Annotated in this window: 17 protein-coding genes; 10 read left to right on the forward strand and 7 right to left on the reverse strand. The window is 67.7% G+C overall.

Going from position 1 to position 20,604, the window contains the following annotated elements; translation table 11 throughout:
• The first annotated feature begins 3 nt into the window (after positions 1-3).
• Complete coding sequence (locus tag QXH22_RS22105) at positions 4-537, forward strand: NTP transferase domain-containing protein (protein ID WP_306277017.1); 534 nt, start codon at positions 4-6, stop codon at positions 535-537.
• Positions 538-539: 2 nt separating this feature from the next.
• Here QXH22_RS22105 and QXH22_RS22110 read toward each other — a convergent pair whose 3' ends face one another.
• Positions 540-1,508: a proline dehydrogenase gene (locus tag QXH22_RS22110; protein WP_306277018.1), complete on the reverse strand. Its 969-nt coding sequence runs from the start codon at positions 1,506-1,508 to the stop codon at positions 540-542.
• A complete protein-coding gene (pruA, locus tag QXH22_RS22115; RefSeq protein WP_306277019.1) occupies positions 1,508-3,139 on the reverse strand; it encodes an L-glutamate gamma-semialdehyde dehydrogenase in 1,632 nt (543 codons plus the stop codon). The genes QXH22_RS22110 and pruA overlap by 1 nt, the downstream gene beginning before the upstream one ends.
• Before the next feature lie 83 nt (positions 3,140-3,222).
• Here pruA and QXH22_RS22120 point away from each other — a divergent pair, with 83 nt between their 5' ends.
• The 6 genes from QXH22_RS22120 to QXH22_RS22145 all read left to right on the forward strand — a co-directional run bounded on the left by QXH22_RS22120 (position 3,223) and on the right by QXH22_RS22145 (position 9,427).
• Positions 3,223-4,791, forward strand: a complete 1,569-nt coding sequence (locus QXH22_RS22120) for a CdaR family transcriptional regulator (RefSeq protein WP_306277020.1) — start codon at positions 3,223-3,225, stop codon at positions 4,789-4,791.
• A 95-nt stretch (positions 4,792-4,886) separates the two neighbouring features.
• On the forward strand, positions 4,887-5,339 hold the full coding sequence (locus tag QXH22_RS22125; protein ID WP_306245477.1) for a DUF4190 domain-containing protein: 453 nt from the start codon (positions 4,887-4,889) through the stop codon (positions 5,337-5,339).
• A 96-nt stretch (positions 5,340-5,435) separates the two neighbouring features.
• Positions 5,436-6,239: a Stf0 family sulfotransferase gene (locus QXH22_RS22130; protein ID WP_306245479.1), complete on the forward strand. Its 804-nt coding sequence runs from the start codon at positions 5,436-5,438 to the stop codon at positions 6,237-6,239.
• Complete coding sequence (gene cysD, locus QXH22_RS22135) at positions 6,236-7,150, forward strand: sulfate adenylyltransferase subunit CysD (protein WP_306245481.1); 915 nt, start codon at positions 6,236-6,238, stop codon at positions 7,148-7,150. Before QXH22_RS22130 ends, cysD begins: the two co-directional genes overlap by 4 nt.
• On the forward strand, positions 7,150-9,066 hold the full coding sequence (gene cysC / locus QXH22_RS22140) for an adenylyl-sulfate kinase (RefSeq protein WP_306277021.1): 1,917 nt from the start codon (positions 7,150-7,152) through the stop codon (positions 9,064-9,066). The genes cysD and cysC overlap by 1 nt, the downstream gene beginning before the upstream one ends.
• 70 nt (positions 9,067-9,136) lie before the next feature.
• Positions 9,137-9,427 (forward strand): hypothetical protein, encoded by a 291-nt coding sequence (locus tag QXH22_RS22145; protein ID WP_306277022.1) that lies wholly within the window; start codon positions 9,137-9,139, stop codon positions 9,425-9,427.
• 21 nt (positions 9,428-9,448) lie between these two features.
• On the opposite strand, the gene QXH22_RS22150 is transcribed toward QXH22_RS22145, so the two are convergent.
• The 4 genes from QXH22_RS22150 to fdxA form a co-directional block, all read right to left on the reverse strand.
• Positions 9,449-10,744 (reverse strand): alpha/beta hydrolase fold domain-containing protein, encoded by a 1,296-nt coding sequence (locus tag QXH22_RS22150; RefSeq protein ID WP_371934293.1) that lies wholly within the window; start codon positions 10,742-10,744, stop codon positions 9,449-9,451.
• Between the two features lie 51 nt (positions 10,745-10,795).
• Positions 10,796-13,180: an APC family permease gene (locus tag QXH22_RS22155; RefSeq protein ID WP_306277023.1), complete on the reverse strand. Its 2,385-nt coding sequence runs from the start codon at positions 13,178-13,180 to the stop codon at positions 10,796-10,798.
• Positions 13,181-13,270: 90 nt separating this feature from the next.
• Complete coding sequence (dapC, locus tag QXH22_RS22160) at positions 13,271-14,356, reverse strand: succinyldiaminopimelate transaminase (protein ID WP_306245488.1); 1,086 nt, start codon at positions 14,354-14,356, stop codon at positions 13,271-13,273.
• 14 nt (positions 14,357-14,370) lie between these two features.
• Positions 14,371-14,697, reverse strand: a complete 327-nt coding sequence (gene fdxA, locus QXH22_RS22165; protein WP_306245490.1) for a ferredoxin — start codon at positions 14,695-14,697, stop codon at positions 14,371-14,373.
• A gap of 188 nt (positions 14,698-14,885) precedes the next feature.
• Here fdxA and QXH22_RS22170 point away from each other — a divergent pair, with 188 nt between their 5' ends.
• The 3 genes from QXH22_RS22170 (at position 14,886) to QXH22_RS22180 (ending at position 17,617) form a co-directional block, all read left to right on the forward strand.
• Entirely contained in the window at positions 14,886-15,035 is a 150-nt protein-coding gene (locus QXH22_RS22170; protein ID WP_306277024.1) for a hypothetical protein, read from the forward strand.
• On the forward strand, positions 15,032-17,068 hold the full coding sequence (locus tag QXH22_RS22175) for an NADPH-dependent 2,4-dienoyl-CoA reductase (protein WP_306277025.1): 2,037 nt from the start codon (positions 15,032-15,034) through the stop codon (positions 17,066-17,068). Before QXH22_RS22170 ends, QXH22_RS22175 begins: the two co-directional genes overlap by 4 nt.
• Positions 17,069-17,284: 216 nt before the next feature.
• Positions 17,285-17,617, forward strand: a complete 333-nt coding sequence (locus QXH22_RS22180) for a hemophore-related protein (protein ID WP_306245495.1) — start codon at positions 17,285-17,287, stop codon at positions 17,615-17,617.
• 231 nt (positions 17,618-17,848) lie between these two features.
• Here the strand turns inward: QXH22_RS22180 and QXH22_RS22185 are convergent, their stop codons facing one another.
• Positions 17,849-20,485: a bifunctional FO biosynthesis protein CofGH gene (locus tag QXH22_RS22185; RefSeq protein ID WP_306277026.1), complete on the reverse strand. Its 2,637-nt coding sequence runs from the start codon at positions 20,483-20,485 to the stop codon at positions 17,849-17,851.
• Between the last annotated feature and the right edge of the window lie 119 nt (positions 20,486-20,604).

Consider the following 20,604-nt stretch of genomic DNA (forward strand, 5'->3'; position numbering starts at 1 on the left):
GCGATGCCTGTCATGACGCTGGGGGTGGTCCTGGCGGCAGGCGCCGGCAGCCGTTACGGCTCGCCAAAAGCCCTCGCCGAGAACTGGCTGCAACGCGCCGTCTCGGCGCTGGCTGCCGGTGGTGTCGGCGAGGTGCTGGTCGCGCTCGGCGCGGCCGACGTGCCCGTCCCCCGCCCGGCGACGCCGTTATGGGTTCCCGATTGGGCCGACGGCCTGTCTGCGACAGTCGCCGCCGCGATCCATGCGGCGCAATCCAAACCCGGTGTCGAGGCGGTGCTGCTGCACACGGTCGACACTCCCGACGTGGGATCCGCCGTCATCGAGCGGGTGCTGAGGTCAAACGCCGCCGGGCTGACGCGCGCGGTGTATCGGGGACGCCCCGGCCACCCCGTCGTCGTCGGGAGAGCGCACTGGCACGCGCTGCTCGACGAGCTGTCCGGTGATGTCGGCGCGGGGCCGTTCCTCGAGGCTCACCCCGATCTGGTGCGGGTGGAGTGTTCGGACCTCGCGAGCGGCGTGGACATCGATGCGCGTTGAGCTCAGTGACCTCGTTCGGCCAGGGCCCGCAGGAAGAAGCCGAGATTGGCCGGCCGCTCCGCCAACCGCCGCATGAAGTAGCCGTACCACTCGGTGCCGAACGGCACGTACACCCGCACCCGGTTGCCCGCTGCAGCCAGTCGCAACTGCTCGTCGTCGCGGATTCCGTACAGCATCTGATACTCGAAACCGTCTGTATTACAGCCGAATTCGCGGGCCAGGGCCGGTACCGCCGCGATGATCGCCGGGTCATGTGAGGCCACCATCGGATACCCGCGACCGGCCATCAGCACCCGCAGGCAGCGCAGATAGGACTCGCTGACATCGGCAGCGGCCCGGTAGGCCACCGAAGCCGGTTCGTCGTAGGCACCCTTGCAGAGCCGGACGCGCGCTCCCACAGCGGCCAGCTCCGCACAGTCACCCTCGGTGCGACGGAGGTACGCCTGGAGAACCGTGCCGAGCCAGGGGAAATCGACCCGCAGATCACCCGAGATCGACAAGGTCGAATCGGTGGTGGTGTGGTCCTCGGCATCCACCGTCACCCAGGCGCCGATCGCTTCGGCCCGCTCGCAGATGGTGCGGGCGTTGTCCAGTGCGACCTTCTGCCCGTCACGTTCCAGCGACTGCCCCAGCGCCGAGAGCTTGACCGAGACTTCCAGCGGCCGCACCCCCTCGGAAACGCAGTCACCCCGGCGCCCCAGCGCATCGAGCAGATCAAGGTAGGCCTGCACAGTGGCCGCCGCGTCGTCGACGTCGGTGACGTTCTCGCCCAGGTAGTCGATGCTGATGCAACGTTCGGAATCCCTCAGCGCGGCAACCACGTCCAGCACACCGCCCAACGTGTCCCCCGGAACGAACCTGCGCACCACCCGGCGGGTGAGCGGCGAGCGTTCCACGGCGCGGCGCAACCCGTCGGCGCGGCCTGCCGCCAGCATCGCCGGGCGCAGCGTGTGCGCGAATACCCCGGCCATTACTCTGCCGCCATGTGCGGGTAGGCGTGGTCGGTGGCCGGGACGAAGGTCTCCTTCACCGTGCGTGCCGACGTCCAGCGCATCAGGTTCAGCGGCGAGCCGGCTTTGTCGTTGGTGCCGGACCCTCGTGATCCACCGAACGGCTGCCGGCCCACGACGGCGCCGGTCGGTTTGTCGTTGACGTAGAAATTGCCTGCGGCGAAACGCAACCGGTGCTGGGCGGTCAGGACGGCGCGGCGATCGTCGGCGATCACCGCTCCGGTCAACGCATAGCGCGATCCGTTGTCGATCACATCGATGATCCGCTCGTACTGGTCATCGGGATACACGTGCACCGCCAGCAGTGGGCCGAAGTATTCGGTGGCGAACGCCTCATCGGTGGGATCGTCGGACAGCAGCACGGTAGGTCGCACGAAATAGCCTTCACTGTCGTCGTATTCGCCACCTACCGCGATTGTCACGCCGGCGGCACCCTTGGCCCGCTCGATGGCGTCAACGTTCTTGGTGAAGGCTCGCCGGTCGATCAGGGCGCCGCCGAAGTTCGACAGGTCGGTGATGTCGCCGTAGCGCAACGAACCTACGGTGCCCAGGAAATCGTCGCCCATCTGCTGCCACACCGAATGGGCGATAAATGCGCGCGATGCGGCCGAGCACTTCTGACCCTGATAGTCGAAGGCACCACGAATCAGCGCCGTAGTCAACACATCCGGACGCGCCGACGCGTGAGCGAGCACGAAGTCCTTTCCGCCCGTCTCTCCCACCAGACGCGGGTAGCTTTGATAACCGCCGATATTCGCGCCGACCTGTTGCCACAGGTGCTGGAATGTCGCCGTCGACCCGGTGAAGTGGATGCCGGCCAACCGTGGATCGCGCAGTGCCACATCCGATACGGCCAGGCCGTCCCCGGTCAGGAGGTTGATCACGCCGGGCGGCAACCCGGCCGCCTCCAACAGTTGCATGGTGAGGTAGGCCGACAGCGTCTGGGTGATGGACGGCTTCCAGATGACGGTGTTGCCCATCAGCGCCGGAGCGGTCGGCAGGTTGGCGGCGATGGACGTGAAGTTGAAAGGAGTTATGGCATAGACGAAGCCGTCCAGCGGACGATAGTCGCTGCGGTTCCACTCACCCGGCCCGCTGATCGGCTGCTGCGCCAGGATCTGCCGGGCGAAGGCGACGTTGAACCGCCAGAAGTCGATCTGCTCGCACGGCGCGTCGATCTCGGCCTGGTACACCGACTTCGATTGACCCAGCATGGTGGCGGCCGCGATCTTCTCCCGCCAGGGCCCGGCCAGCAGGTCCGCCGCCCGCAGGAACACCGCGGCGCGTTCGTCGAACGGCGTGGCCGCCCAGTCGGCCTTGGCGGCGGTGGCCGCTTCGATGGCGGCGCACGCGTCCGCGTGCACGGCATTCGTCAGCGTCCCCAGGGCCGCGGCATGTCGGTGCGGCTGCACGACCTCGATCCGCTCGCCATCGCCCATCCGGTGTCTGCCGGCGATCACGTGCGGCAGGTCGATCGGGTGGTCGGCCAGCGCCGCCAGTTCGGCACGCAGTCGCGCACGTTCGGGCGAATTCGGGGCGTAGTCGTGGACCGGCTCGTTGGCCGGCAACGGCACCTGTGTGATTGCGTCCATTCCGCCAGGATGCCCGGCGCGGGCTGCCCTTTGATTGGCCGATCAGCCAAGCTTCGGCCATATCGCTAGTAAGATCCGACAATATGGGTATCGGCCTGGGGCAACTGTTGCTCGCGCTGGACGCGACGATGGTCACGCTGGTGCGAGCACCCCGCGGTCTGGATCTGCCGGTGTCCTCGGCAGCCCTGATCGACTCCGACGATGTGCGCCTCGGGCTGGCGCGGGCCGCCGGCTCGGCCGACGTGTTCTTCTTCGTCGGGGTGACCGGTGACGAAGCGGCACGCTGTATCGGCAGCCAGGTCAACAGCCCGGTGGCGGTCTTCGTCAAAGAGCCGTCGGAGGCGCTGGTGACCGCGGCCGTGCGGGCCGGCGCGGCTGTGGTGGCCGTGGAGCCCCAGGCGCGTTGGGAGCGCGTCTACCGATTGGTGAACCACGTCCTGGAGCACCACGGCGACCGGGCCGGCCCGCACGAAGATTCGGGTACCGACCTGTTCGGCCTGGCGCAGTCGCTCGCCGACCGCATTCACGGCATGGTCAGCATCGAAGACGCCCAATCACACGTGCTGGCCTACTCGGCCTCCAGCGACGAAGCAGACGAGTTGCGCCGGCTCTCCATCCTGGGCCGTGCCGGCCCGCCCGAGCACCTGCAGTGGATCGGGCAGTGGGGCATCTTCGACGCTCTGCGGGCCGGCGGCGACGTGGTACGCGTCGCCGAGCGTCCCGAGTTGGGACTTCGCCCCAGACTTGCGATCGGGATCCATCGGTCGGAGCCGCCGACGTTCGCGGGCACCATCTGGGTGCAGCAGGGTTCGCAGCCACTGGCCGACGACGCCGAGGAGGTCTTGCGGGGTGCCGCGGTCCTGGCCGCCCGGATCATGGCCCGGCTGGCGGCACGGCCGTCACCGCACGCTCAGCAGATGCAGCAACTCCTCGGACTCGGTCAGGGCGAGCCCGGTGATCTGTCCGCCGTCGCACGCGAGCTGGGGCTGCCAGCCGACGGGGCCGGCGCGTTGATCGGCTGGGACACCATCGGCGACACCGACCGGCAGTCCCGGCTCGCCGAGGTTGTGGCGTTGAGCGCCAGTGCCTTTCGGCCCGATGCACAGGTAGCGTCGAACGGTTCGCGCATCTATGCGCTGATTCCGCAGATCTCGAAGACCCGGTCGGTCTCCTCCTGGGTGCGCGGCACGATCAGCGCGCTGCGAACGGAATTGAACGTCGAAATGCGGGCGGTCATCGCGGCACCGGTCAACGGCCTGGCCGCCGTGGCGGCAGCTCGCTCCGAGGTGGACCGGGTGCTGGACAGCGCCGCACGCCACCCCGACTCATTCGGCCGGGTGACATCGCTGGCCGAGGCGCGCACCACGGTGTTGCTCGACGAAATCGTCACGCTGGTCGGCGCCGACGAGCGACTCGTCGACCCCCGGGTACGCGAGCTTCACGCACGCGACCCGGTGCTGACCGAGACACTGCGGGCCTACCTGGACTGCTTCGGCGACATCGGCGCAGCGGCGAGCTGGCTGCAGGTGCACCCCAACACAATCCGCTACCGGGTGCGCCGTATCGAGCAGTTGTTGGGCACGTCGCTGGCGAATCCCGATGTGCGACTGCTGTTTTCGCTGGGCATCCGGGCTACCGGGCGGCCGGCCTAGGCCACTACCCACAAGGTTCGCCGCAACCCTGCCCGCGCGGGGTAGAGTTTGGGACGCTCAGCGAGAGAAGGTGCGCAAGCCGTGTGGAGGTCACCGTGACGGAACAACCGCCGAATTGGCCGCCGCCGGAGTACCCACCGCCGAACCCCGGCGGTTACGGGTATCCGCCACCGAACTATCCACCACCGGCACCCGGTGGCTACGGCTACGGCTATCCGCCACCGGTCTACTCGGCGCCCAGGACCAACGCGCTGGCCATCGCATCGCTGGTGACCTCGTTGGCGGGGTTCTTCACCTGCGGCATCGGGAACATTCTGGGCCTGATCTTCGGCGTGGTCGGCCTGGTCCAGATCAGACGGTCCGGCGAAGGGGGCCGCGGACTGGCGATCGCCGGAGTCGTGATCAGCGCGCTCACATTCGTGGGCCTGTTAATGGCACTCATCATCGGAACCGTCAACCGCCACGCACGCGAAGAATACGATTACAGTTCCCAGCCCGCTGTGGTCGAACAGTGGTCCGCGCCGGTCGATCTCATGTCCTGCCACTGAGGCCCACGCGGCGGCCCGCGCCGGCGCAATAGTTATTCTCACGGTGAAGGTAACCGCAAGTGTTGCACCGGATTTCCGTGCGGTTAGGCTTCGTTGGTGGCCGATCATCCGTCGTCGTACCTGGTGCTGGCATCCCAGCGCAGCGGCAGCACCTTACTGGTCGAATCCCTGCGCGCGACGGGTGTGGCCGGTGAGCCTCAGGAGTTCTTCCAATACCTGCCTACCACCAGCCAATCCCCGCAACCACGCGAGTGGTTCGCCGGGGTCGAGGACGAGTCGATCCTGAAGCTGCTGGATCCGTTGGACGAGGGCAAGCCCGACCTGGCACCGCCCGAGATCTGGCGCGACTACATCCGCACGGTGGGCCGCACGCCCAACGGGGTGTGGGGCGGGAAACTCATGTGGAACCAGACGCCGTTGCTGCTGGACCGCGTGGCCGGCCTCAAGGAACGGTCGGGCGATGGCTTGCTGGCCGCCATCCGCGACGTGGTGGGTGAAGATCCGCTGCTGATCCACATCCACCGCCCCGACGTCGTATCCCAGGCCGTGTCGTTCTGGCGGGCCGTACAGACCCGCGTGTGGCGGGGCAGGCCGGACCCGGTTCGCGACGCGCGCGCCACCTATCACGCCGGCGCGATCGCTCACGTCGTGCGGATGCTGCAGGCGCAGGAGGAGGGCTGGCGGAACTGGTTTGCCGAGGAGAACGTCAAGCCGATCGAGATTTCCTATCCGGTGTTGTGGCGCAACCTGACTGAGGTGGTCGGCAACATCCTCGAAGAACTGGGCCTAGACCGGCGACTGGCACCCGAACCGGTGCTGCAAAGGCAGGCCGACCAACGTTCCGACGAGTGGGTGGACCGCTACCGGGCGGACGCCGAAAGAGAGGGGCTACCAACGTGACGCTCACGGATACAACTCACGTCGACGAGCTGCGCCTGCTGGAAGCCGAGGCGGTGCACATCATCCGTGAGGTCGTCGCCGAGCTGGAGCGACCGGTGCTGCTGTTCTCGGCAGGAAAGGATTCCATCGTTCTCCTTCGGTTGGCGGAGAAGGCTTTTCGTCCGCTGCCGCTACCCTTCCCGGTGATGCACGTCGACACCGGACACAACTTCCCCGAGGTGATCGAGTTCCGCGACCGCAGGGTGACCGGCCAGGGGCACAAACTCATCGTGGCCTCCGTTCAGGAGTCCATCGACAAGGGGCGCGTGCCGGACCCCGGGCCCAGCGCTTCCCGCAACCGTGCCCAGACCCGCACGCTGCTCGATGCTCTCGAGGAGGGCGGCTTCGATGCGGCATTCGGCGGCGCCCGTCGTGACGAGGAACGCGCCCGCGCCAAAGAACGCATCCTGAGCTTCCGTGACGAGTTCGGCCAGTGGGATCCGCGGGCGCAGCGCCCGGAGCCGTGGAGTCTCTACAACGGCCGGATCAAGAAGGGCGAGCAGGTCCGGGTGTTCCCGCTGAGCAACTGGACCGAGATCGACGTCTGGCGTTATATCGAGCTGGAAAACCTTGAAATACCGTCGATTTACTACGCACACGAACGGGAGGTGTTCGAGCGCGACGGCATCCTGCTGGCGGTCTCGGAGTACACCAGCCCGATCGACGGTGAACGAGCCGCGGTGGAATGGGTGCGCTACCGCACCGTCGGCGACCTGACCATCACCGGGGCGGTGCGCTCAGAGGCCACCGACATCACCCGGGTCATCAGCGAGATCTCGGCGGCGACGGTGTCCGAGCGCGGTGAGACCCGCGCCGATGACCGCACGTCGGCCGCTGCGATGGAAGACCGTAAGCGAGAGGGGTACTTCTGATGACCACCACCGAAGAGGCCGGAAAAGCCTCCCCGGGCCGGGGTTTGACGCGGCAGCTGCTGCGCATCGCCACCGCCGGCTCAGTGGACGACGGCAAGAGCACCCTGATCGGGCGCTTGCTGCACGACACCGACAGCTTGCCGCTGGACCACCTGGAGGCGGTGACCGACGAGGAGGGCGTCGCCGACCTCGCGGCCCTGTCCGACGGGCTGCGGGCCGAGCGCGAGCAGGGCATCACCATCGACGTCGCCTACCGCTTCTTCTCCACCGAGAACCGCAGCTACATCCTGGCCGACACCCCCGGGCACGAGCGCTATACCCGCAACATGTTCACCGGTGCCTCCAACGCGCACGTGGCGATCCTGCTCGTCGATGCGCGGGCCGGCGTGCTGCGCCAGACCCGCAGACACGCGCGGATCGCAAAACTGTTGGGTATCAAGCACTTCGTTGCCGCAGTCAACAAGATCGACCTGATCGACTTCGACCAGGACGGCTTCGCCGAAGTCGAGAAGGAACTGGGCCACGTCGCCGCGCGGCTCGGCGAAGTGGACCTGACGGTGATCCCACTGGCCGCCAAGCTGGGTGACAATGTCGTGCACCGTTCCGACAACACGCCGTGGTACAGCGGGCCCACCCTGCTCGAATATCTGGAGACCGTGGAACTGGTAGCCCCACAGGCCGAGGCGTCGCGCCTACGCCTGCCCGTCCAGTGGGTCTCGCGGCCCACCGCCGAGGTGCGCCGCCGCTACACCGGCCGTCTCGCGGCCGGGACGCTCAGCGTCGGCGATCCGGTGATCTCGCTGCCCGCCGGCACCCGCTCCACGGTGACGGCGCTGGATACCCTCGACGACGAACGGACGACAGCTGTTGCCCCGCTTTCGGTTTCGATCGAACTCGCCGATGACATCGACGTGGGCCGGGGCGACGTGTTCATCAGCGGCGCCGAGGACGCGGTGCCGCCGGTGCTGGCCCGTGAACTCGACGCCATCGTGTGCTGGTTCGTCGATTCCCCGCTGCGGGCCGGTGATCGGCTCGCCCTCAAGCAGACCACCAAGAGTGTGCGGGCAACCGTGCAGGAGCTGCACTCCCGCCTGGACCCGGAGACCCTGGACGAGCTCGACGGTCCGGTTGAATTGGTACTGAACGACATCGGCACAGTCACGCTGCGCACCAGCTCGGTGGTCCTGGCCGACCCCTACGACGAGAACCGGGACAGCGGCGCCTTCATCCTCATCGACGAGACGACCAACGACACCGTCGGAGCCGGCACCATCGTCGAGGCCAGGGAGGTCAAGCCCGGGAGCCACCAGCGCACTGACATCCGTTGGCACCCATCGGCTCTGGATCGCAAGCACCGCTGGACCGCTACCGGCCAACCAGGCGCGACGATCTGGTTCACCGGCCTGCCGGCGTCCGGGAAGTCCACCGTCGCGGTAGCCGTCGAACGCGCACTCGTCGAATCGGGCCGGGTGGCCTACCTGCTCGACGGCGACAACCTGCGCCACGGCCTGTCCGACGACCTCGGCTTCTCCCCCGGTGACCGTGCCGAAAACATCAGGCGGGTCGGGCATTTGACCCGTCTGCTGGCCGACGCGGGTGTGGTGGCGCTGGCGTCCCTGGTATCGCCGCTCAAGTCGGACCGGGAAACCGCTCGCGCCCTCAGCGAGGCCGCCAAGCTGCCGTTCCTGGAAGTCCACGTGGCCACGTCGCTCGCGGAGTGCGAAAAGCGGGATCCCAAGGGGCTTTACGCGCGGGCCCGCAGCGGTGAACTCAAAGGCCTGACCGGAGTCGACGCGCCCTATGAGCCGCCGGAGAGCCCCGACCTGGTGCTGGACACCACCAACGCCGACATCGACGAACTCGCCGCGCAGGTCATCAGCCTGCTCGACGAGGTCAGCCCCCGGCCGCCCCGGTAACAGTTCCCCAAAAACTCCGGTTCAGCGGTAACGTCGGTGGTAACCAACCGGTCCGCCGACGGGAGAAACCATGAGGCACCGCATCGTCGCAGGGCTGGCCGCTGTGCTGATGGCCGGGGAACTGATCGCCGCGGCGCCGCCGGCCAGCGCCGGCTGCCAGTACGGCGGCGGCTTCCTCAGTAAATGCGACGGACCGATCCAGCCTGACGGCACGTGGCAACGGTGCGTGGCGGTGACCCGGCTGGTTCCCAACGGCGCCAGTTCGTATCTGGTGCCGGACAAGCGCTGCGACGTGATGGGTCCCGGCCAGAACCCAGGCGATGTCGCCTTCGGCGACCCGCCGACGCACATCGACGACTGAACCGGCCGGCGCCCGATTCCGCTAACCGACGCGCCGTCCGTCACGCGACACGGTGACCCGGTCGCGCGCGTAGACCTCCGCCAGGAACTGTTCGACGGCGACCGCCGTGTGCGCCGCGCGGGCCGAGCCGAAGATGTCGAAAGCGTGCTGCGCCCACGGCATCTCGGCGTATACCACCGGATTGCGGCTCACCTCACGCAGCCGTGCGGTGAAGGCGCGCGCCTGCTCGACCGGGATCAGCGAGTCGTTGGTGCCGTGCAGCACGAAGAATGGCGGCGCATCCTCGGAGACGTGGGTGATCGGCGAGGCGAGCCGGAACGGCTCGGCAATCTCGTTGCGGCCCAGCTTGAAAACCCGTTTGGCCATCATGGCCGGCATCATCGGATGCACCGCGTCGTCGCGGGTGAAGTCGTAGAACCCGTAGAACGGGATCGCGGCCTGTACCCGGGTGTCCGCCTCCTCGAAACCGACCTGGAACCGCGGCTCGTTAGGGGTAAGCGCCGCAAGGGAAGACAGATGTCCCCCGGCTGACCCACCGGTGATCGCAATCCAATCCGGATCGCCGCCGTACTCGGCGATGTTCTCCTTCGTCCAGGCGATCGCCCGCTTCACGTCGACGATCTGGTCGGGCCAGGTCGAGCGCGGGCTCAGCCGGTAGTTGACCGACACGCAGATCCAGCCGAGTTCGGCGAGGTGGCTCATCAGGGGGTGGGCCTGTCCCCGCTTGTTGCCCACCATCCAGGCACCGCCGTGCACCTGCAGCAGCACCGGTGCGGGCTCGTCGCGGTCGAGGTCAGGCCGCCGCCAGATGTCGAGATGATTGCGCGACCCGAATTCTCCGTAACTGATGTCGACGTCGTGGGCGTAATCGCGCCAGATGCGCAGCATCCGCGCCGGGCCGGGCTTCTTGGCGGTGGCGCCGTCGGGCGCCGGCCGCTTCCACAGATCGCCGGCCCCGGTGCGCCGGTCTGGTCCCAGGCCCTCGTCCAGCGCAGCGGTCAGCACCTCGTCGGCGGACCGGCCGCTGCGGTGCAGCCCGAGGAGCCCGAGCCCGGACACGGTCGCCAGCAACCAGCTGACCAGGCGTGTGCGGCGCGGCACCTGAGGAGTTACCGCCGCGAGCGCGGCAAACTGTGCAGCGAGCGCCGGCACCGGGAGCTCGGTTGCGAACAGGCCGTAGCCGAACGCATGCCCTGCCAGGTAGCCGCGCTTGCTCACCGGTCGGTAGCCGTTGACGGCGAACAACAGCCCAGCCAGAGATACCAATATCGCCGCTATCCGCTTCATCGACTTGTCCTCCCCGTCGACCTCGGGCATCACCCGCCCGATGCTTCTTTAACTAACCTAACTGCCCGGCTTAAGGCACCTTTAACCGGTTTCCCCCGCCTCGCCGGCGCCGCCGGCGTCGTGTGTCTCCGGCGGCTGCTGCAGCACCTGATAGGCGGGGTCGACCATGGTGATCGGCCGGTTCCCGGTCTGCCGGGCCTTGCCGGTGATCCGCAGCACCTGGCCGGGCTGAATGTCGCCGCCGCCGTGGCCGGGGCGGAACGTGACGGCAAGGTCGCCGGTATCGTCTCCGATCACGATCCGCCGCAGCGTGTGCCGCCGCTCGCTGACGTCCTCGACCTCGCGCACCCGGCCTTCGATCGTGGCGCGTTGCCCCGGTACCAGCCCGGCGACCGTGATCACCGAGTCGGGCCGCTGCGGGTGTTCGTATGCCTCGACGTTTCGGTCCTCGCCCTGGGAAACCCACGCTTCGATCTTGTCCAGCCGACGGGCGAGCCGCTGCTCGAAACGGTCGGGATAGGCCTCCTTGATCCGGGATTCCACGTCGTAGGGCACGATCGTCGCCGCCGCATCGGGGATGAGACTCACCGCGCGGGCGATCTTGTCGGCGGTGCGGTCGTGCAGCAGCCGCCCGAGCAGCGGCGCATAGGTCCGGCGCGGCAGCAGCACCGTCACATTGGTGTCGGGATGCTCCTTGCTCGTTTTCGCCACCAGGATCTGCGCGGCGCGGTTGATCCGCCGGTCCGGGCAGTCCACGATGCGCAGCCGGGTATCGAGACCGAAGTCATCCCAGCGCTTGCGAAGGTGTGCGGCATGGGCCGCGTCGACCATGAAGTGCACCGCGATCAGCTCGTCGGCCCGTAATCCTTTGCCATATCGCAGTCCTTCGATCACGGCGAGGTCGACCGAGTTCACCAGGATGTACACCCGGTGCCGGGCGTACTTCACCATTTCCGGTCTATCGGTGCGGAACATCTCGAGAATGGCTGCCTCGGCGCGGTATTCGCGGTTGAGCCGGATCAGCATGAAGACCAGCAGCGGGAACACCACGACCACCAGCCACGCGCCTTCGGTGAATTTGGCGACCGCGAAGATGCCGACCACGATCGTCGACAGAATGCCCGCCGAGAGGTTGATCGCCAGCCGGTGTCGCCAGCCGGGTTCCCGGTGGGTCAAGTGATGTTTGGTCATCCCGTAGCCGGCCATCGAGAAACCGGTGAACACGCCGATCGCATAGAACGGCACCAGAGCGTTGACCGAACCGCCGGTGGTCACCAGCAGCACCACCGAGAGCGCGGTGAGCGCGATGATGCCGTTGGAGAACACCAGGCGGTGCCCGCGCTTCATCAATTGCCTTGGCAGAAAACGGTCTTCGGCGACAAAACTGGCCAGCGCCGGGAAGCCGTTGAAGCTGGTGTTGGCGCCGGTGAACAGAATCGCCGCGGTAGACGCCTGCACCAGAATAAAGAAGACGTTCCCGATCATGCCGTTACCGAAGACCGCTCGCCCGATCTGGGACAGCACCGAGGGGTACTCGGTGAGATACGGCGTGGCGTGGGTGGCGTAGGCGAGATAGGCCACGCCGGCCAACAGGAACCCGAGAATGCACGCCATCGCGGTCAGCACCCGACGCGCGTTGCGGCCCTGCGGTTTCTGGAACAGGTCGATCGTGTTGGAGATCGCCTCCACGCCCGTCAGCGACGACCCGCCGTTGGCGAAAGCACGCAACAGCACCAGGATCGTCGCGCCCATCACCAGCCCGTTGCCCTGGTGAACCGGGACCGTGCCGGGCAGTCGTCCGGGGTCGTAGACCGGCAATCCCCAGAACAGCTGGCGGACCACGCCGACCACGATGGTGCCGGCGACCATGACGATGAAGAAATAGGTTGCGGCGGCGAAAGGCGTTCCCGCTTCCCGCATTCCGCGCAGGTTCAGATAGCAGATGAGGATGACAACACCGACGGTGATCTCCAGGCTGTACGGTCCCAGGGTGGGAAGCGCCGAGACGACAGCGACCGTTCCGGCCGCCGATTGCACCGCCACGGTAACCACGTAGTCGATCAGCAGCGCCGCGGCCGCGATCTGCGCCACTCGCGGACCGAAGTTGTCCCGCGCCACGATGTAGGAGCCACCCGCCCGGGTGTAGGCCATCACCACCTGGCGGTAGGACGCCGCGACCAACATGAGGATCAGCAGGATGACGCCGGTGACCGGCAGCAGGAGCGCGAACGCGGCCAGTCCGGCGTTGGGCAGCAACTCGATCAGGATCTGTTCCGGGCCGTAGGCGGTCGAGGAGATCGCATCCGGCGACAGCGCACCCAGCGCCACTCCGTTCGATAACCGCTCACCGGCCAGCTGCTCGGTGATCAGCGGCTTGCCCAGAAACACTCGCTTGAGGACGTCGCCGACGGTCAGCGGGATACGCAACCTGCTCACCGACTTGCCCGCCGGACTGGCCAAGTCCACACCCCCTGCCTCGTTGCTCGCCGAGCAGACACAAAAGCGCCCAAAGACCGCCGATAAAAGGTGATTTTGTGTCTGCTCGCGCTAGAAAGGCTAGCCCAGGCGGGCGGCGGCGGCGTTGATTCGCTCGTCGGTGGCAGTCAGCGCGACGCGGACGTGCCGCGCGCCGGCGGGACCGTAGAAATCGCCGGGCGCCACCAGGATGCCGCGTTCGGCGAGCCACTCGACGGTGTCCCGGCAGTCCTGGCCACGGCTGGCCCACAGATACAAACCAGCCTCCGAGTGGTCGACGGAGAAACCCGCGGCCCGCAGCGCCGGCAGCAGTACGGCACGACGCCGTGCATACCGCTCGCGCTGCACCTTCTCGTGGTCGTCGTCGTCCAGGGCGGCCACCATCGCGGCCTGCACCGGCGTCGGCACGATCATCCCGGCATGCTTGCGCACCGCCAGCAGTTCGGCGACCACATCCCCGTCTCCGGTCACGAAGCCGGCCCGGTAACCGGCCAATGACGAACTCTTCGACAGCGAATGCACCGCGAGCAGCCCGGTATGGTCGCCGTCGCACACCGAGGGGTGCAGCACCGAGAGCGGTTCGGCCTCCCAGGCCAACCCCAGGTAGCACTCGTCCGAGGCCACCAGCACGCCGCGTTCCCGGGCCCACCCCACGACCTTGCGCAGGTGGTCGATTCCGAGCACCCGCCCCGTGGGATTGCTCGGCGAGTTCAGGTAGATCAGCGCCGGGGACTGCGGCCCGAGTTGGGTCAGCGAATCGGCCCGGATCACCTGCGCCCCGGCCAGTCGCGCACCCACGTCATAGGTGGGATACGCCAGTTCCGGCACGACGACCACGTCAGCGCCGCCCAGCCCCAGCAGGCTCGGCAACCAGGCGATCAGTTCCTTGGTACCGATGACGGGCAGCACCGCGGACTCCGGCACGCCGGTGATACCGAACCGGCGGGACAGTGCCGCCACGGCCGACTCCCGCAACTGCGCGGTACCGGCGGTGGCGGGATAGCCCGGCGCCGCGCTGGCCGCGGCCAACGCCTCACGGATCAGTGGCGCGACCGGGTCTACCGGGGTGCCGACCGACAGGTCAACGATGCCGTCCGGATGGGCCGCGGCAGTGGCCTTCGCCGCGGCCAGAGTGTCCCAGGGGAACTCCGGCAGCGACGCCGACACGTGCTGTCGCGCGCTCAGTCGTCCTCGCCCTGCGGCGGCAGGTCCTTGACCACTTGCGGGTCGTTCTCGGTCATGCCGACCTTCGCTGCGCCACCCGGCGAGCCCAACTCGGCAAAGAAGTCGGCGTTGATCTGGGTGTACTGGCTCCACTGGTCCGGCACGTCGTCTTCGTAATAGATCGCTTCGACAGGGCAGACCGGTTCACATGCTCCACAGTCGACGCATTCGTCGGGGTGGATGAACAGCATCCGGGCGCCCTCGTAGATACAGTCGACCGGGCACTCTTCGATGCACGCCTTGTCCTTGATATCGACGCAAGGCTGGGAAATCACGTACGTCACGGACGTCTCCTCAACGTGTCCTCCATGAACGGGCTGCGGGTCGCGTCACCCCAGGGGCTTCGAGGGTGAGCGTTCGGTTACTGATACTAAACGTCGCACATACAACTCCGGCAATTGGCACGCCCGTCGCCCCCACACCGCGGAGAACGACGTTGCGTCCCCGCGTCCGCCGCCCTTAAGGTTCGCGGGTGGCGCTGCCCCGCGCAATCCTGGTTTCGCTCAGCGAACACGCCGGTTCGGGCTCCGGACTGGCCAGTCTTCCCTACCGCTCGATCGCCACCGCCTCCGGTCCCACCATCGGGGTCGACGCAGCGCGGGCGGAGCGCGCCGGGCCATGACGCAGTACCCGCACTTGTCCGCCCCGTTGGATCTCGGCTTCACCACCCTGCGCAACCGGATCACGATGGGTTCGATGCACACCGGGCTGGAAGACCGGGCCGCCCACACCGACCGGCTCGCCGCGTACTTCGCCGAACGGGCCCGCGGCGGTGTCGGCCTCATCATCACGGGCGGCTACGCGCCCAACCGCACCGGATGGCTGCTGCCGTTTGCCGCGCAGCTGGTTTCCCCGGCCGAAGCGCGGCGCCATCGGCGTATCACCAGGGCAGTGCACGACGAGGGCGCCAAGATTCTGTTGCAGATCCTGCACGCCGGCCGCTACGCCTACCACCCGCTGTCGGTGAGCGCATCGTCAATCAAGGCGCCTATCAACCCCTTTCGCCCGCGGGCGCTGAGCGCACGCGGCGTCGAATCGACCATCGCAGACTTCGTGCGGTGCGCTCGACTGGCCCGCGAGGCCGGATACGACGGCGTCGAGATCATGGGCAGCGAGGGATATCTGATCAATCAGTTCCTGGCCCCGCGCACCAACAATCGGACCGATTCCTGGGGCGATTCGCCGGCCAACCGGCGCCGGTTCGCGGTGGAGATCGTGCGCCGCACCCGCGCCGCAGTCGGGCCTGACTTCATCATCTGCTACCGGCTGTCGATGGCCGACTACGTCGACAATGGGCAGAGCTGGGACGAAATCGTGGCGCTGGCACAGGAAGTGGAGGCCGCCGGCGCCACCCTCATCAACTCCGGGTTCGGTTGGCATGAAGCGCGAATCCCGACGATCGTCACCTCGGTGCCCAACAGTGGCTTCGCCGACATCAGCAGCACCCTGGCCGAACAGGTCGGCGTTCCGGTCATGGCCTCCAACCGCATCAACATGCCGCAGGCCGCCGAGCGGATCTTGGCCGAGACCCACGTGCAGTTGATCTCGATGGCACGGCCGTTGCTGAGCGACCCGGACTGGATGCTCAAGGCGCAGTCTGAGCGGGAGAACGAGATCAACACCTGCATCGCCTGCAACCAGGCCTGCCTGGACCACGCCTTCGCGAAGAAGGCGGTGTCGTGTCTGCTCAATCCGCGCGCGGGACACGAGACAAAGCTGGTGCTGTCGCCGACACGGCGCGCCCGCACGGTGGCTGTTGTGGGCGCCGGACCGGCCGGGCTCGCCGCCGCGGTCGGCGCCGCGCAACGAGGACACCAGGTCACCCTGTTCGACGCCAACGATTTCATCGGCGGCCAGTTCGACCTGGCCCGCCGTATCCCCGGCAAGGAAGAGTTCAGCGAGACCATCCGGTACTTCTCGACCATGCTCGGCAAACACCGGGTCGACGTCCGGCTCGGTACCCGGGTCACGGCCGCCGATCTCACCGGATGCGGACCCGGATACGACGTGATCGTGCTGGCCACCGGCGTCGCGCCGCGCCGGCCGAGCATCCCGGGCATCGACCACCCGAAGGTACTGACGTATGCCGAGGCGATCACCGGTATCCGGGCGGTCGGCCGATCGGTCGCGGTGATCGGCGCGGGGGGCATCGGGTTCGACGTCAGCGAGCTGTTGGTCACCGATCAGTCGCCGACGCTCAACCTCGAGGACTGGCGAGCCGAGTGGGGCGTGCTCGACCCGGGCGAAGCCCCCTCCGCGCGCGGGGGGATCACCACAGCCGTGCCGGCGCCCCCGGTTCGCGAGGTGTACCTGCTGCAGCGCACGGCCGGGCCGCAGGGCAGACGACTGGGCAAGACCAGTGGGTGGGTACACCGGGCGTCGCTCAAAGCAAAGGGCGTCCGCCAACTTTCCGGGGTGCGCTACGAGCGCATCAGCGACGACGGCCTGCACGTCAGCGTCTGCGCGAACCGGACCCGGTTGCTGCCGGTGGACAACGTGGTGCTGTGCGCGGGCCAGGAGTCGGTGCGCGACCTGGAAGGCGAATTGACCCGGGCCGGCGTGCCGGCGCACGTCATCGGCGGCGCCGCGGTGGCCGCAGAATTGGATGCCAAGCGCGCCATCCGGCAGGGCACCGAACTGGCGGCCCGGCTGTGACCGGTGCCCGGGGACCCGATTTCGCTCACCGCGAAACGGCGGTTTACACGGTTCTGACCTGGGAATAGTTACATCCGCACAAAGCCGTGCGATATCAATTTGCGTAGGAGCAAGTCCAGGGGGCCTGGTAGCCTTGACCGCAGACGGCAACCGCTGGGCAGATGTCGTCGCCGTTGAAGCTAGCGGTGCAAAAAGTTTGGGGAAGGTGTCCACACAATGAGGCTGTCGTTTATCGGAATGGGTGTCGCCGCTGGCGCCGCCGCCATGTCTTTGGGTTTGGGAGCCGGCGTCGCCTCGGCAGACCCGTTCGACGGAGTCGTCAACACTACCTGCACGTACCCGCAGGTGATCGCCGCGCTGAACGCAACCAACCCGGGTGCCGCGGCGCAGTTCAACTCGTCGCCGATCGCGCAGAGCTACCTGCAGCGGTTCCTGGCTTCGCCGCCGCCCGCTCGGGCGCAGATGGCAGCCCAGCTGCAGGCTATGCCTGGGGCTGCGCAGTACATCGGCGTTGTCGGTGAAGTCGCCGGAGTCTGCAACAACTACTGAGATCGACCCGCGAGCGTAACGCCGCGGCGCTACTCCTGCGGGGGTGGCGCCTGCGTTACGCTCGCGGTTTTTTTGGCGCCTGATCGGTAGCCGCTCAGCGAGCGGCGCGTCCGGCGCACAGTCTGCGGACCGACTCGACCGCAAGCTCCGCGACGGGTCCCGTGGGCCAACCTCAGAGCATCAACCGCCGGCGCGGCACGGTCGCTGCCGGAGTATTCGCTGACGCGCCGGCTAGGCGACCAACGTGGCGTACGTCGTCGTGCGCTGACGCGCCGGGCGGCCGATGCCCTCCGCGATCGCGGCCAGCTCGGCCGCCGATTTCGCCGATCCGTGTTCAGAGCCGGCCATCCGCGAAATGGTCTCCTCCATCAGCGTGCCGCCCAAGTCGTTGGCACCGCCGTTGAGCATGACCTGGGTGCGCTGCACGCCGAGCTTGACCCAGCTGGTCTGAATGTGCGAGATGCGCCCGTGCAGCATGATTCTGGCCAACGCGTGCACCGCGCGGTTGTCGCGGTGAGTCGGTCCCGGCCGCGCGGCCCCGGCCAGGTAGAGCGGCGAATTCTGGTGCACGAACGGCAGCGGCACGAACTCGGTGAAACCGCCCGTGCGGTCCTGAATGCCGCGTAGCACGTTGAGGTGCCCGACCCAGTGCTTCGGAGTGTCGACGTGGCCGTACATCATCGTCGACGACGACCGCAGACCCACTTCATGTGCGGTGGTCACGATCTCCACCCACAGCGACGTCGGCAGCTTTCCCTTCGTGAGTACCCACCGCACCTCGTCGTCCAGGATCTCCGCGGCGGTGCCCGGAATGGTGTCCAAGCCCGCCTCGCGAAGTCCGGTCAGCCAATCGCGGATGCTCAGCCCGCTCTTGGTCACGCCGTTGGCGATCTCCATCGGGGAGAACGCGTGCACGTGCATCGAGGGCACCCGCGCCTTGACCGCCCGCACCAGATCCGCGTAACCGGTGACCGGCAACTCGGGGTCGATACCGCCCTGCATACAGATCTCGGTGGCCCCCGCGACATGGGCCTCCCAGGCCCGGTCGGCCACCTCCTGCGCCGACAGGGAATACGCGTCGGCGTCCCCCTTGCGCTGAGCGAACGCGCAGAACCGGCAGCCGGTGTAGCAGATGTTGGTGAAGTTGATGTTGCGGTTCACCACGTAGGTCACGTCGTCGCCGACCACCTCGCGGCGCAGCGAGTCAGCCAGTGCGGCAGCGGCTTCCAGCGCGGGGCCGTCAGCGGTGGCCAGGGCGAGGTACTCGTCGTCGGTACAGCCGCCCGGGTCGCGCTCGGCCGATCGCAGCGCCGCCAGGACATCGGTGTCGATCCGTTCCGGTGCCCGGGAGGCCAGTTCGTGGACACGCGACCGGATGGACTCCCAGTCTCCGAAGGCACTGTCGAGGTCGCTGCGGGCCTCGGTGTTGCGGCCTTCGGTGTCGATAGCGGCGCCGAGGTCCACCCGGCCCGACGACGCGACCTCGTCGGGTTCCTGCCACGGCAGACCCTGAGGATTAACATCGCGGGCCAGCCCGGTAGCCGGATCGGCAAGTGCCACAACATGTCCGCGTACGCGCGGATCGATCCACGCCGCACCCGCCTGCACATACCTGGGCTGCGCGGTCAGTCGCTGCACCAGGTCGTACCCGGCCTGCTCGGTGACGGCGGCCAGGTCGTCCAGGGCCGGCCAGGGCCGTTCGGGGTTGACGTGATCGGGTGTCAGCGGCGAGACGCCACCCCAGTCGTCGACACCGGCCGCGACCAGTGCCAGACATTCGTCGCCGGACACCAGGTTCGGCGGCGCCTGGATGCGCATTGCGGGTCCCAGCACCAGCCGGGCCACCGCGACGGTCGCCAGGTAGTCCTCGATGCCGGCGTCGGGCACGTCCGCCATCGCGGTGTGTTCCTTGGCCCGGAAGTTCTGCACGATCACTTCCTGAATGTGGCCGAATTCCTTGTGCGACTTGCGAATCGCGTGCAGCGTATCGGCCCGCTCGGCCAGCGTCTCGCCGATTCCCACCAGCAGCCCCGTGGTAAACGGAATGGACAACCGGCCGGCGTCGGTCAACGCGCGCAACCGCACCGCCGGGTCTTTATCGGGACTGCCGTAATGGGCCAGACCCTTGGTCTCGAACAATCGCCGTGACGTCGTCTCCAGCATCATTCCCATCGACGGTGCCACCGGCTTGAGACGAGACATCTCCGACCAGGTCATGACGCCGGGGTTCAGGTGCGGCAGTAATCCGGTCTCTTCGAGCACCCTGATCGCCATCGCCCGCACGTAGGACAGGGTCGAGTCGTAGCCCCGCTCGTCGAGCCATTCGCGGGCCTGCGGCCAGCGGTCCTCGGGACGGTCACCGAGGGTGAACAACGCTTCCTTGCAGCCGAGCTCGGCACCGCGGCGGGCGACATCGAGAATCTCGTCCGGTTCCATATACATGCCGATGCCCTGGGCGCGCAGCTTGCCCGGGACGGTGACGAACGTGCAGTAGTGGCAGGTGTCCCGGCACAGGTGAGTCACCGGGAGGAATACCTTGCGCGAGTAGCTGATCGGCAACCGGCCGTTGGGCCCGCGACGCCCCGCCGATTCCAGGCCGGCGTCCCGGACCCGCGCCGCACTGGCACACAGGTCGGTCAGGTCGTCGCCGCGTGCCGACATCGCGACGGCAGCCTCGTCGAGGTTCAGCACGACCCCGTCCCGGGCCCGGCGCAACACGCGGCGCAACGCCGAGCTACTGACTTTGGGTGGCACGACGGGACTGGGCAAAACCGTCGGCTCCGGTGGCCCCGGTATTACTGGCACGTTGGTGTAACTTCCCCGCTCTCCGATTTCATCCGCACGTCCCACCCTGTGAGACCGTTCCATGCCGCGAGAATCCTCTGTATCCCCGGTCCCCCGCAACAGTAGCGGCAGGCGGCGGCCGGCACGCGACTGACTAACGGGGGCGGGGCCCCGGGGGCCATTTGACCAAGTAGCGCAACTAC

This window comes from Mycobacterium sp. TY814, from assembly GCF_030755175.1.
In the GTDB taxonomy this organism is placed as follows: domain Bacteria; phylum Actinomycetota; class Actinomycetes; order Mycobacteriales; family Mycobacteriaceae; genus Mycobacterium.